A 13926-nucleotide genomic window follows, 5' to 3' on the forward strand; every position below is an offset into this window, starting at 1 on the left:
TTGCTCTCCAGCACCACCGCCATCCGCCACGGCGAGATGTCGGAGAGCGACTTGATCTCGGCGAGCGGCACGCCCCAGTCACTGGTCAGGTCGAGCTTCTGGATCGCACCGCGATAGCCCTGCTGCTCGTCATAGTTGACGAGCCCAGCCACCATGGCCTTGCGCGCCATCACCTGGACCTTGGGGTCGAGCGTGGTACGCACCGACAGGCCGCCTTCATAGAGCTTCTTCTCGCCATAGCGCTCGAAGATGTCGCGGCGGACTTCTTCCGAGAAATATTCGCCGGCGAAGGTGTGCGCGCCATTGCTGCGGTTGGTGACGGTCAGCGGCTCCTTGCGCGCCTTGTCGGCGTCGGCGGCGGTGATCCAGCCGTTCTCTTGCAGTCGGTCGATCACGTAGTTGCGCCGCTCGACGGCGCGCGCGCGGTTGCGCACTGGATGTAGGCTGGCCGGCATTTTCGGCAGCGCCGCCAGATAGGCCGCTTCCGCGACCGTCAGTTCATTGACGGACTTGTCGAAATACACCAGCGAGGCCGCCGCGATGCCGTAGGCGCCAAGGCCGAGATAGATTTCGTTGAGATAGAGCTCGAGGATCTTGTCCTTGGAGTAAGCCCGCTCGATCCGCATCGCCAGCAAGGCTTCCTTGATCTTGCGGGTGAACGACACCTCGTTGGTCAAAAGGAAGTTCTTGGCGACCTGCTGGGTGATCGTCGAGGCGCCCTGCGGCCGCCGGTTGGAACCGAAGTTCTGGATGTAGGCGACGCCGGCGCGCGCCATGCCGGTGTAATCGACGCCGCCATGCTCGTAGAAATTCTTGTCCTCGGCGGCGAGGAACGCGTTGATCACGAGCTTCGGCACCGCCTGGATCGGCAGATAGAGCCTGCGCTCCTTGGCGTATTCACCGAGCAGCGAGCCGTCGGCCGCGTGCACGCGGGTCATCACCGGCGGCTCGTAGTTCTGGAGCTGCGAATAGTCAGGCAGGTCCTTGGAGAAATGCCAGAACAGCCCTGCGACCGCGGCCAGACCAGCCAGGAACAGGATGGTGCCTGCGGTGAACAGGAACCCGAAGAACCGCAACAGAAATTTCATCGACCAGATTTCCGTGGCGAATACGTCGCTCGTTCTGAGCGCGCTGCGTGCCACTTAGGCCGCCCGGTATATCGGTCGCTCCATGGACCTGCAATTCAACACCGGAAATTAAAGCAAGCCAGGCGTCAAACTTATGCCATAGAGCCCGGCTCGCGCCCGCAGCCAAATCGGCAGACCTCGCCGACTGGCGGTGCCCGCGGAGGCTGCATCGATCTTCGCTGCAGCGCTGCGCGATTCGCACGCCGCGCCTGATAGCGCTGCGGTCTCGATACGCTTGCGCGGAGAGCACGTCGCGAAAGAAAAGCGCGGGCCGGACGGATCGATTCCCCATGCGGCCGACGATTTGGGTGCTGCGACATCAGAAACCGGTGGACAGCGCCGGCGCGCCAGTCACATTAAGGATTTGTTAACTATAACTACCGCAAGTTGTTGGCATACACCGACTCGCGACGGGCTGATTTTGATGGCACTGCGCGGATTTAGACGGCCTTTTACGGCTGACCCGAATGTCCTTGGATTTCCAAAACCACCCACATCGGCCATGGGCACAGAAGCCTTGGACCTCGTCTATCAGGCGGCGGATTTGTTCCGCAGCATCGAGGACCGGGCCCGCGCCGGCGAAGCGCGCGCCGAGGCCGCCGAACAGGCGCAGCTCGAAATCATCGCCGCCACCGAGCGCAAATTGAGGGATGCGTCGCGGGCGCTCGAGGAAGCTCGACGGCGCATCGGGTCCCAACAGGAACAACTCGATGCGGCAGAATTCCGCGCTCAGGCCGCCGAAGCCGAGGCGCGCGAAGCCAAGCAATCGCTGGCCCTGGTCGAAGACGCGATCCGCCGGCGCCTGCTGCTGACCAGCGGGCAGAACGACGGCAGGTCGACCGCCGTCGCCTGACCGCAGCGCGGATCAATTGGAGCGGTAGCCCGCATGAGCGGAGCGACATGCGGGGGCTCAACAAGACCCAGATATCGCTTCGCTCATTCGGGCTACGGATTGTCGCTAGGCGTCACCATCAATAACCCGCGGCGAGCCCCGAATTGCGCCGCGGATCGTTCGCCCCATAGAAGCGATTGTTGCCGACCGGCTTGCCGCCCAGCGATGGCCCGCCGATGATGATCACGGCGAGGTGGTTGGCCGGATGCGGCGGGCCGAATTTGTGGCCCATGCCCTCCAGGATCTTCCGCGTATCCGGCGACAGCGTATAATCCTCGAGGTTGGTCGCCTCGGGAAGCCACTGCTGGTGGAAGCGCGGCATGTCCACGGCCTCCTGCGCGTTCATGCCGTAGTCGATCGCGTTGATCATCGTCAGCAGCACGGCGGTGATGATGCGGCTGCCGCCCGGGGTGCCCATCACGATGACCGGCTTGCCGTCCTTGGAGACGATGGTCGGGCTCATCGAGGACAGCGGACGCTTGCCGGGGACGATCGCGTTGGCCTCCCCCTGCACCAGCCCATACAGGTTCGGCACGCCGACCTTGGCGGTGAAGTCGTCCATCTCGTCGTTGAGCAGCACGCCGGTCTTGGCCGCCGTCACCTTGGCACCGAACCAGTCGTTCAGCGTGTAGGTGACCGACACCGCATTGCCGTCCTTGTCGGCAATCGAATAGTGCGTGGTGTTGCTGCCCTCATGCGGCGGAACGCCGGGCTTGATGTCCCTGGACACACCGGCCTTGGCCGGGTCGATCGCGGCACGGATCTTCGCGGCGTAGGTCTTGTCGAGCAGGCGCTCGAGCGGATTCTTCACGAAATCCGGATCGCCGAGATAGCTGTTGCGATCGACGTAAGCGTGGCGCATCGCCTCGATCTGGTAGTGCACCGCCTGCGCCGAATGGTAGCCGAGCTCCTTCAGCGGATAGCCCTCGAGGATGTTGAGCATCTCGCAGATCACCACACCGCCCGAACTAGGCGGCGGCGCCGAGACCACGTGGTAACCGCGATAGTCGCATTCGACCGGGGCCAGCTCGCGAACCCTGTAGTTGTCCAGATCCACCTGCGTCAGCAGGCCCTTGCCGCCCTGGCTCGCGGCGACGATCGCCGCACCGACCCAGCCCTTGTAGAAGCCATCCGTGCCGCGCTTGCTGATCTCGCGCAGCGTCTCGGCGAGTTCATGTTGCACCAGCCGCTCGCCGACCTGGAACGGTTTTCCATTGTTGAGAAAGATCGCGGCCGAGGGCGGATCGTCCTGAAAGTCCTTGGTCGAGGTCTGCAGCATGCTGACGTCGCCCTGGTCGAGCACGAAACCATCCTCCGCCAGTTGCAGCGCCGGCGCGATGACGTCAGCGCGCTTCATCGTGCCGTATTTCTCGCGCGCATATTCCATCCCGGCCACCGATCCCGGTACGCCGACAGCGAGATGCCCCTTGGTCGACAGCCCCGGGATGACGTTGCCTTCCTTGTCGAGATACATGTCGGCAGTGGCGCCCTTCGGCGCGGTCTCCCGGAAATCCAGGAAGGTCTTGCGGCCGTCGGCGAACTGGATGGTCATGAACCCGCCGCCACCGAGATTGCCGGCGGCGGGATAGGCCACCGCGAGCGCGTACCCTACGGCGACCGCCGCATCGACCGCATTGCCGCCCCGCTTCAATACCTCGACGCCGACCTGGGTCGCGAGATGCTGCGCGGAAACCACCATGCCGTTCTCGGCGGCGGCCGGCGCGACCGAGGCTGCGCGACCGGGAACAGCCGACACGATGCCGATCGAGACGAGCGCGGCGACCATCCATCGCGCGCGGGCCATTGGATTTTGCATGGAAGTCTCCCCGGAGAATACCGGCTTGTCGCGGCTTGCGGTGCTATCTCAACGCGTACATCTAGCAGGCCGCACGCGCGCGCACTATAGGCCCGCGCGGTCCCCGCCACTTGCCCGCAGCCGGCTGTGCCGTCTGCCGTAGGTCGCATAGATCACAAGCCCGATCGCCAGCCATACCGCGAGCCTGATCCAGGTGTCGAGCGGCAGGCCGAACATCAGGAACAGCGAGGTTGCAGCGGCAGCCGGGGCCACCAGCCAGATCGCCGGCGCCTTGAACGGACGCGGCAATTCCGGATCGCGCACGCGCAGCACCAGCGTGCCGATCGAGACCACCGTGAATGCGAACAGCGTGCCGATCGAGACCAGTTCGCCGACCAGCCCGATCGGCAACAGCCCGCCGAGAAGAGCGGCCACGGTGCCGGCGAAGATGGTCGAGACATAGGGGGTCTGAAAGCGCGGATGGATCTTAGCGGCAAAGCCCGGCAGCAATCCGTCATGCGCCATGGCGCGAAAGATCCGCGGTTGCGCCAGCAGCATGATGAGGATCACCGATGTCAATCCGAACAGAATGCCGAGCTTGATGAACGGACCGAGCCAGCCGATGCCGATCGCATCGATGCCGACGGCGATCGGATCGGGCACGCTGAGCCGGTCATAGGGCACGATGCCGGTCAGCACGAATCCGACCGCGACATAGAGCGCGGCGCAGATCACGAGCGAACCGAGAATGCCGATCGGCATGTCGCGCTCCGGCGTCTTCGCTTCCTGCGCCGCGGTCGAGATCGCGTCGAAGCCGATATAGGCGAAGAACACCACCGCCGCACCGCGGACCACGCCGGACCAGCCGAACACGCCTGGACCGGCATTCGGCGGGATCAGCGCGCCCTCCGGGTTGCTCGCCGTCACCCAGTTCGCCAGCGTCACCGAGGAAGCCGCGGTGGCGAGAAACAGCGCGATCACGACGAGCTTGACCACGACGACGAAGCTGGTAAAGCGCGCGGACTCGCGAATGCCGACCACCAGCAACGTGGTCACGAACGCGATGACCGCCATCGCCGGGATGTTGATGACCGCACCGGTCGACGACCATGCGCCGGTGTTGACGTCGTAGGCGAGCGGCGCCGAGGTGAATTGCGGCGGCAGGTTGATGCCGAAATCGCGCATCAGACTGACGAAATAGCCGGACCACCCGACCGAGACCGCGATCGCGCCGACCGCGTATTCGAGGATCAGGTCCCAGCCGATGATCCAGGCGATCAGTTCGCCGAGCGTGGCATAGGCATAGGTGTAAGCGCTGCCGCAGATCGGCACCGTCGACGACATCTCGGCGTAGCACAGGCCGGCGAAGGCGCAGGCCACCGCACCAAGCATGAAGGAGAGCGTGACCGCGGGACCGGCATTGGCAGCGGCCGCATGGCCCGTCAGCACGAAGATGCCGGCGCCGATGATGCCGCCGATGCCGAGCGTGACGAGTTGCAACGCCGAGAGCGAGCGCCGGAAGATCGGCGTCTCCGCGTCGCCATCGGCCCGCGCCGCCTCCCGCAACAGGTCCGAGGTCGACTTTCGGTCCCAGAAACCGGCCAGAGCGTCTGTCACGCCGGGTGTCCTCCGCCGCTCGGGTCCGGCGGGACCCGACACGATCGGCGGACTATAACGCGCCTAACGTCCAGTCGTTCGAGCGCCGGGCAAGTGCCGGCGCCCTTATCCACCGCCAAGCGTGGTGCGGCGCCCTATCGGCAGGGATGCCGACGGCCATCACGACCAAGGAAGGTGCCGGACGCTGGATCGAATGAATGGTAACGCGCGCAAGAGGAAGATGGCTCCGCCGCAGGCATGGCACCGTAGGCGTTCGCCGGATTGCCGCCGCGCTGCGCGGCCTCCTGGGCCTCACCCCATGGCGTCAGGGCGCCGCCGTTGATCGCGCTGCGTCCGGGATTTTGCGCGTCGAAATATGCCGGCTCCGACATCTGGGCCGCGACCGGCGCGAACGTCATTCCCACGAGCAGCGCAACGGCTGCAACGGCCTTAAGTCCGGCCATATGACCTCTCCGATGCATCAACTGAAAACTGTCCAAGAGCGGCGGCGTCGCTCTTGTGCCCGCGATTGATATGGTGCCGGCCAAGGTCCGGACCCAGGGACCTTGAGGTCACAATGGCGCGAGCCCAGCGGTCTGCGCGGCACCGCAACCGGAGCCCGAGACATACGTCCTGCCGACGCTTCAGTGGTTGTGCACGTCCGGCCGCGGATCGGAGACGAAGCCGTCGCGGTTCGGCATCTTGATGGCGGCCAGCGACTTGGCGTCGAGCACAGCATTGGCGGGAACAAAGCCGTTGAGGCTGAGGATGTAGGCGGACACCGCGTAGACGTCCTGATTGCTCAGCGACTGCGGCGCGTTCTGCGGCATCGCGCGGCGGATGTAGTCGAACAGCGTCGGGGCATAGGGCCAATAGCTGCCGACGGTGCGGATCGGTTTTGGGCTCGCCAGCGTGCCCTGTCCGCCGACCAGGCGGTCGCCGACGCCGCCCTGCCCGCTGTCGCCGTGGCACGCCGCGCATTGCTCGCTGAACACCGTGCGGCCGCGCTCGACGCTGCCGTTGCCCGGCGGCAGGTTGGAGCCGTCACGGCCGATATCGATGTTCCAGCCGGCGATCTCGGCAGGCGTCGCCTCACGCCCGATGCCAAAGCGATCCTCGGCCTGCCCGGCAGTGGCAAGCATCGCGATCGCACTCACGAGGAACGCCGCCTTGAGCTTAAGCCTGGCCATTGGTCACCTCACCATTCGCATCGATGCGCCAGGGCCAGATCGCGTTGTTGTGGTAGAACGAGTTGAGACCACGCACCTTGACCAATTCCGCCAGCGTCGGCTGCACGTATCCGGTCTCGTCGATGGCGCGGCTCTGGATCACGGCGGGTTTGCCGTCCCAATGCCAGGGCAAGCGGAAGCGCGTGAGCGCGCGCGTCAACACCGGCTCCTGCAATTCGGCCTGCTGCCAGTTCTTACCCTCGTCGAGCGAGACCTCGACGCTCTTGATCTTGCCGTGACCGCTCCAGGCGATCCCGGTAATCTCGTGAAAACCCTGCGTCGTCAGCTTCTGCCCGCCGGACGGCCGTGTGATGATCGACTTGGCTTCCATATAGAAGGTGAATTCGCGCGACGTACCGTCGGGCATCGGGTCGGTGTATTTCGAGGTCTCCTCGCGCGAATAGGCCGGCTCGGCGACGACCTTGAGCCGGCGCAGCCACTTCACGTTCATGTTGCCCTCGAAGCCGGGCAGCAACAGGCGCAGCGGATAGCCCTGCTGCGGGCGCAGCCGCTCGCCATTCTGGCTGTAGACCAGCATGGCATCGTCGAGGCATTTCTCGATCGGGATCGAGCGCGTCAACGCAGCCGCGTCGGCGCCTTCGGCCACGATCCATTTGGCACCCGCCTGAAGGCCCGCTTCGTCCAGCACCGTCTTCAGCGGCACGCCGGTCCATTCCGCACAGCTCAGGAGGCCGACGAGGTCGGAGGCCGTCTTGCCGTAGGGCTTGGTGTAGACCGGATTGCCGGAGCACTCGAGGAAGTGGATGCGCGACTGCGACGGAAAGCGGCGGATGTCCTCCATCGTGAACACCAGCGGGCGATCGACCATGCCATGCAGCACCAGCCGGTGCTCGGCCGGGTCGATGGTTGGCACGCCGCCATGGTGGCGTTCGTAGAACAAACCGTTCGGCGTGATGATGCCGTCGAGCTCCTGCAACGGCGTGCGGCCCGAAGCGGAGATGTATTGCGGTAGCGTCTTCGAGATGTTCTTGACGACAGCCTTCTCGTGAACCGATGGCGTGCCATAGGGCTGGCTTCCCATCGGGTCGCCGGGCGCTTTCATCCATTCCGGCACATTGGGTGGAAGATTATTTCCCTGTTCGGCAAGCGCGGTAGAACCGGCAACTCCCGATATCGCGGAGCCACCGGCCAGTGCTGCACCGGCCTGAAGGAATCGCCTGCGAGACGCCTCTCGCACGCGCTTGTCCGTCGTGTGTTCGCTCATCGACGTTTTCCTCTGACGTTACCAGAGCATGATCCGGAAAAGTGCGAAGCGGTTTTCCGAAAAGATCATGCCAGGACAACAATCCAAAGCGCGATGACGATTCATCGGGCCTTGGTGCAAGCCTAACACCAAAGGGCTGAGGCGAGGCAATGCTCCATCGCGCATAGCCGCATCGACGGCGCGTGATGGCCGTTGTTCGACAGTCTTTGCTTGCGTTCACATCCGTACGCCGGGCAATTGACTGGCTTGCTTCACCCACGCGGTGAACTGGGCTTCGTCGAGCTCGTCGTTCTCGTGAATGTCGAGATAGCGCGTGTGCTGCTGCTTTGACTCGCCCGGCGGCACCGGAAGCAGCGACGCACCGCGAAAGAACGCCACCTTGACGTAGCGCGTGAAGACATGGATGCCGAGGAACCAGCCGTCCCCTTCCATGCCGTAGAGCGGCGAGTTCCACTTCACCGCCTTGTGCACGCCGGGGACGGCACGCACGATGAGCGCGTCAAGCTTGCGTCCGACGTCGCGCTTCCACCCCGGCATCGCGGCGATATAGACTTGCACCGGAGCGTCACCATATCCCTTGGCGATCTGCGGATTGCCGCCCGCGAGCAGACGCGGCTTTGCAGAGCCACGCTTCGCGGCGCTCTTTTTCGCACCCTTCGCCGACGTCTTTCGCGTCTTGCCAGCCATAGTGCCCGCTCTCACCGGTTCACGTCTCGCGCGGCGCAGCGCCCGCCGTCGCGAAACCGGATCATATCGGTTGCGCGTCGGTGTTGTCGTCAGCGAGCGCGCGTGTTCGCGGCGGCGTATCGACGCGCTCGGGTGGCCTTCGTGTGGCGGTCTGGCATCTAGTCGATCAGCGGCGGGGTGCCGTGGGTGTGGAACGACTCGATCGTCTTCAATCCCCACGCCTGTCCCTTCTTGCGCTCTTCCTCGGTCCACACGATCGGCTTCCAGTCCGGCGCGAGGATCAGGCGTGCGCCGGCGTTGGCGACTTCGACGCGGTTGCCGCCAGGTTCATAGACATAGAAGGTCTGCTGGATCGCGTGCTTGTGCGGCCCGGTCTCGATATGCACCCCGTGCTCGAGAAAAATATCCGCGGCTCGCAGGATCTCCTCGCGGCTGTCGAGCGCGTAGGTGACATGGTGAAACCGGCCGGGCTTGCCGTAATGGTCGCGCGTATAGGCGAAGTCGTAACTCTTGTTCGACATCGTCATCCACATCGCGGCTTCCGTGCCGTCGTTGAGCACGATCTGCTCGGTGGTGCGACAGCCGAGGTAGTTTTCGAAGAACAGACGGTTGGCCTTGATGTCAACCGCGAGGCAATTGAGATGGTCGAGCCGGCGGACATTGACGCCGCGCGCCGGAAAGCGCTGCGCCTGGTTCTTCAGCGCGGGCTTCAGCTCGGACGGCGCCTCGTACCACTCGGTCTCGTAATAGAGCTCGATGACATGGCCGTCGGGGTCGCGGCAACGGAATGCCGGCCCCTGCCCCATGTCACCGTCGATCCAGCCGATATCGAAGCCCGAGCCCATCAGCGCGGCGACGCGGCGTTCGAGCGCCTGCGGGCTGCGCGCCCGCAGCGCCATGTGCTCCATCCCTGAAGTCTTCGACGCCGTCAGCTTCAGCGAATAGCGCTCGTAATCGTCCCAGCCGCGCAGATAGACCGACTCGCCCTTGCGGCCGCTGACGGTCATGCCCATGACGTCGACGAAGAATTTCAGGCTCTCGTCCGGCTTCGGCGTCAAAAGCTCCATGTGCCCGAGATGCGCGAGATCGAAGATCGGTTCCGGCTGCATGGACGGTCTCCCTCCGCGACGCGCCGGATCGACGACTTACGGCTGGACAGGTGAGCGGCGCGTTGATTTGTACTAGTGTACAAATGATTAGGTCCCGTCAACAAATTACTGGCGACGGCAATTGCGCTCGCACGGCATTCCGTGGACGGAATCACCTCGTGAAAGCGGTCGAGTCAGGAGACCGAGACGGCCTTCTCGCGATCCGACGACAGGAGCTTGCGGATTTCAGCCGATGACACCGGCCGGCTGAACAGATAGCCCTGCATCTCGGTGCAGCCGAGGATGCGCAGCAGGTTGCGCTGCTGCTCGGTCTCGACGCCCTCCGCGGTCGTGGTCATGTCGCTGGCAGCGGCGATGTTGACGACGGCCTGGACGATCGTGGACGACGCACCGGTCCCGGCGAGATCCTTGATGAAGGCGCGATCGATCTTGATCTTGTCGAAGGGGAAGCGCTGCAGATAGCTCAGCGAGGAATAGCCGGTGCCGAAGTCGTCGAGCGCGATACGTACGCCCAATTCGCGCAGCTGATGCAGGATATCGAGCGCAGCCTCGTCGTCGCGGATCAGCACCGCCTCGGTGATCTCGAGCTCGAGCCGCGAAGGTGCAAGCCCTGTCGCGGCGAGCGCGGCGGCGACGTTGAGCGCCAGCGTCTGGCTCTTGAACTGGATCGGAGACACGTTGACCGCGACATGAACATACTCCGGCCAGTTCATCGCCTCGCGGCACGCGGTGTTGAGCACCCAGTGACCGAGATCGTTGATCAGGCCGGTGTCCTCGGCGATCGGGATGAAATCCGCCGGCGAGATGATGCCGCGTTCGGGATGGCGCCAGCGCACCAGCGCCTCGCAGCAACTGACCTGCCCCTCCTCGAGATGGAGCAGCGGCTGATAGTGCAGCTCGAAGCTGCCGTCGGCGATCGCCTGGCGCAGCTCGAGCTCGAGGCTGCGCCGCGCCTTGGCACGTGCGTCCATGCCGGTCTCGAAGAACCGGTAGGTGCGGCGGCCGTCGCTCTTGGCTCCGTAGAGCGCGAGGTCGGCATTGCGCAGCAATTGATCGATGTCGAGGCCGTCGGCGGGCGCAACGGCGATGCCGATGCTGGCATCGGTGGTGATCATATGCCCGCTGCAGTCGATCGGCCGGCGGATCGACTGATAGATCGCAGCGAGGAGCTGCATGGTCTCGGTCTGATCGCGGACGGCGGTCTGGATCACGGCAAACTCGTCGCCGCCGAGCCGCGCTGCGACGTCGGTGTCCCCAACGCAGCCGCGCAGGCGGTCGGCGATCGCCCTGAGCAATTCGTCGCCGATCTGATGGCCGAGCGCGTCGTTGACGGCCTTGAACTCGTCGATGTCGATATACATGACCGCGAGCTGCTGATCCGGCCGGATCGCCTTCAGCGCCCGCTCCAGGCGTTCGCGGAACAGCACGCGGTTCGGCAGGTCGGTCAGCGCATCATAATGCGCCATGTGGGCGATCTTGTTCTCGGTGCGCGTACGCTCGGTGACATCCTCGATGGTCGCCACCCAGCCGCCTTCCGGCAGCGGCTTGTTGACGATCTCGATCGCGCGCCCGCCCGGCGCCTGCGTCAGCTGACGTGTGGCGCGGCCAAGCTTCACGTTGCCGATGATGGCGTCGCAGAAGTCGTCGACATCGCCGTCGAACGAGCCCGTCTCCTGTCTATGCGCAATCAGCCGGTACATCGTGCAGCCGGGCTTGGCGACGTCGGGCGAAAGGCCGAACATCTCGATGTAGGGACGGTTGCAGATGATGATGCGCGCCGACGCATCATAGAGCACGAGGCCCTGCGGAATGTTGTTCACTGCAGTCACGAGATTGCGGCGTTCGGTGGCGAGCCGCTCGTCGGAGATTTCGTGCCGCTTGAGCAACAGGAAGACGATCACGGCCATGATCGCGAATGCCGCCATCAGCAGGCCTTCGCGCTCGCTCCATTGCGCGGTCGCGCTTCCGAGCAGGCTGCCGACCAACAGGCCGGCACAGAACGCCAGCCCCTTGGTCGAGCCGGCATCGGCATTTCCTGACGATGAATTGCGGTGTTCGATGCGCACGCTGATCTCTCCCAGGGCGCGGCATCGTTACGCAGCACAAATGGAAAGGTCGTTACAACTCGCAGTTAGCAATCGGTTACGCGATACCGGGCGACAGCGTATGACAAATCGCGCCCAATGCCCCGAGCTGCCGATGCACTCCTCAGAGATGGTGAATCCCGCCTTAACGGAAAAACCGGGAAACAAACGCGGCTGTGCCGGAAAGCGACGATTCCGCCGCCGATGGGCGCGACAGCGCGTAATCTCGCGGTACGATAGAAACAAATCGTCACCGGGAAGGTGTAGATTTAGCCGATGCGGAACCCCGGCGATTTAACGGTTTTTCCAATCCCGGGCGGGCATATTGGTCCGGACATTTAGATTTTGAGAACGAGCCAGGCTGGAACTGTGACACCCTTCGGACGTGTGATCTCTGTGCGCGGCTCGCAGGCCCGGGTTGGGCTGCTGGCGGGCGGCCAGATGCAACTTTCAGAAATGCGAGCGACCGTCGGCCGGTTCGTCAGTATCCGCTGCGCAAGTTCGGTCATCGTCGCCATGATCACCGAAGTGACGTGCGAGAACCTGCCGGCGTCCGACGAATACATGGCGACCGCCTCGGTCGACCTGCTGGGCGAGATCCTGGGTGGCGACCGCCCGAAATTCCAGCGCGGCGTCACCCACTATCCGACCATCGGCGACAGCACCGATCTGATCACGAACCAGGAGCTGCGCACGGTCTATGCGCCGAGCGGCTCGGACCAGATCAATGTCGGCACGTTGCAGCAGGATCGTTCTGTCATCGCCTATGTCGACGTCGAGGAGATGCTCTCCAAGCACTTCGCGGTGCTCGGCTCGACCGGCGTCGGCAAGTCGACCGGCGTGTCGCTGCTGCTTAACGAGATCCTGAAGTCGCGGCCGAACCTGCGCATCTTCCTGCTCGACGTGCACAACGAATATGGCCGCTGCTTCGGCGAGCGCGCGCAGGTGCTCAACCCGCGGAACCTGAAGCTGCCGTTCTGGCTGTTCAACTTCGAAGAGATTGTGGACGTGCTGTTCGGCGGCCGGCCCGGCGTGCCCGAGGAGCTCGACATCCTCGCCGAAGTGATCCCGATGGCGAAGGGCATCTACACCCAGTACCAGAACTCCGATCGGGTCGGTCTCGGGCTGAAGCGCATCGACCCCAAGCAGGTCGGCTACACCGTCGATACGCCGGTGCCCTATCGCCTTGTCGACCTGATCTCGCTGATCGACGAGCGCATGGGCAAGCTGGAGAACCGCTCCTCGCGCATCATCTATCACAAGCTGATCTCGCGCATCGACGCGGTGCGCAACGATCCGCGCTACGCCTTCATGTTCGACAATGCCAATGTCGGCGGCGATACCATGGCCGAGGTGATCAGCCATCTGTTCCGCCTGCCCGCCAACGGCAAGCCGATGACGATCATGCAACTCGCTGGCTTCCCCGCCGAAGTCGTCGATTCCGTAGTGTCGGTATTGTGCCGCATGGCGTTCGATTTTGGGCTGTGGAGCGACGGCGTCTCGCCGATGCTGTTCGTCTGCGAGGAAGCGCACCGCTACGCCTCCGCCGACCGCAATATCGGCTTCGGGCCGACCCGCAAGGCGGTGTCGCGCATTGCCAAGGAAGGCCGCAAATACGGCGTCTATCTCGGCCTGATTACCCAGCGTCCAGCCGAGCTCGACGCGACCATCATCTCCCAGTGCAACACGCTGTTCACGATGCGCCTTGCCAACGACCGCGACCAGGCGCTGCTGCGCTCCGCGGTCTCGGACGCCGCCGCCAACCTGCTGTCCTTCGTGCCCTCGCTTGGCACCCGCGAGGTGCTGGCGTTCGGCGAAGGCGTGGCGCTGCCGACCCGGCTGCGCTTCAAGGAGGTGCCGCCCCACCAGCTGCCGCGCGGCGAGGCCACCATCGCCACGGTACCGTCGGTCACCGCCGGCCACGACATGCATTTCGTCAGTGCCGTGCTGGAGCGCTGGCGCGGTGCCACTTCGCATCGCGACAGCCCGAGCGGCGACGCAAACTTCAGCTCTCCGGCGCCGGCGCGCACCATGGCGCCGGCCGAGGCGCCGATGCTGCAGCCCTCGCTCGGCCTCGATCCGGACCGCTTCTCGCTTCTGAAGAAGCCGCTGCGTTAGCCGAATTCCGCCGAGGCGCCGATGCGCCTTGCGCCCAAGGCGTCATCCACTATGGTCTCGCGTG

The 13926-nt window shown here is 64.4% G+C and carries 11 protein-coding genes; 2 read left to right on the forward strand and 9 right to left on the reverse strand.

Annotated features, from left to right (window positions below; all coding sequences use genetic code 11):
- The coding region (locus tag AKL29_RS45675) for a transglycosylase domain-containing protein (RefSeq protein ID WP_244482464.1) at positions 1-1088 on the reverse strand (1088 nt) is incomplete at its 3' end.
- 556 nt (positions 1089-1644) lie between these two features.
- Here AKL29_RS45675 and AKL29_RS27815 point away from each other — a divergent pair.
- A complete protein-coding gene (locus AKL29_RS27815; RefSeq protein WP_244482465.1) occupies positions 1645-1980 on the forward strand; it encodes a hypothetical protein in 336 nt (111 codons plus the stop codon).
- Positions 1981-2098: 118 nt separating this feature from the next.
- On the opposite strand, the gene ggt is transcribed toward AKL29_RS27815, so the two are convergent.
- From ggt to AKL29_RS27855, 8 genes are all read right to left on the reverse strand, one after another.
- The gene (ggt, locus tag AKL29_RS27820; RefSeq protein WP_050386373.1) at positions 2099-3835 is read right to left on the reverse strand and encodes a gamma-glutamyltransferase; all 1737 of its coding nucleotides are present in this window, start codon (positions 3833-3835) and stop codon (positions 2099-2101) included.
- A gap of 84 nt (positions 3836-3919) precedes the next feature.
- Positions 3920-5419, reverse strand: a complete 1500-nt coding sequence (locus tag AKL29_RS27825) for an amino acid permease (protein WP_028334306.1) — start codon at positions 5417-5419, stop codon at positions 3920-3922.
- A 146-nt stretch (positions 5420-5565) separates the two neighbouring features.
- Positions 5566-5874, reverse strand: a complete 309-nt coding sequence (locus AKL29_RS27830) for a BA14K family protein (protein ID WP_028334305.1) — start codon at positions 5872-5874, stop codon at positions 5566-5568.
- A gap of 180 nt (positions 5875-6054) precedes the next feature.
- Positions 6055-6552 (reverse strand): c-type cytochrome, encoded by a 498-nt coding sequence (locus tag AKL29_RS27835; protein WP_050386387.1) that lies wholly within the window; start codon positions 6550-6552, stop codon positions 6055-6057.
- Positions 6553-6586: 34 nt separating this feature from the next.
- A complete protein-coding gene (gene soxC / locus AKL29_RS27840; RefSeq protein ID WP_050386374.1) occupies positions 6587-7864 on the reverse strand; it encodes a sulfite dehydrogenase in 1278 nt (425 codons plus the stop codon).
- A gap of 216 nt (positions 7865-8080) precedes the next feature.
- Positions 8081-8551: a DUF1801 domain-containing protein gene (locus tag AKL29_RS27845; protein ID WP_028334302.1), complete on the reverse strand. Its 471-nt coding sequence runs from the start codon at positions 8549-8551 to the stop codon at positions 8081-8083.
- A 158-nt stretch (positions 8552-8709) separates the two neighbouring features.
- Entirely contained in the window at positions 8710-9660 is a 951-nt protein-coding gene (locus tag AKL29_RS27850) for a catechol 2,3-dioxygenase (RefSeq protein ID WP_050386375.1), read from the reverse strand.
- Positions 9661-9833: 173 nt separating this feature from the next.
- Positions 9834-11726, reverse strand: coding sequence for an EAL domain-containing protein (locus tag AKL29_RS27855; RefSeq protein ID WP_050386376.1), 1893 nt, complete (start codon positions 11724-11726; stop codon positions 9834-9836).
- A gap of 387 nt (positions 11727-12113) precedes the next feature.
- Here AKL29_RS27855 and AKL29_RS27860 point away from each other — a divergent pair, with 387 nt between their 5' ends.
- On the forward strand, positions 12114-13862 hold the full coding sequence (locus AKL29_RS27860; RefSeq protein WP_152977804.1) for an ATP-binding protein: 1749 nt from the start codon (positions 12114-12116) through the stop codon (positions 13860-13862).
- The last annotated feature ends 64 nt before the right edge of the window (positions 13863-13926 follow it).

The organism is Bradyrhizobium pachyrhizi (assembly GCF_001189245.1).
In the GTDB taxonomy this organism is placed as follows: domain Bacteria; phylum Pseudomonadota; class Alphaproteobacteria; order Rhizobiales; family Xanthobacteraceae; genus Bradyrhizobium; species Bradyrhizobium pachyrhizi.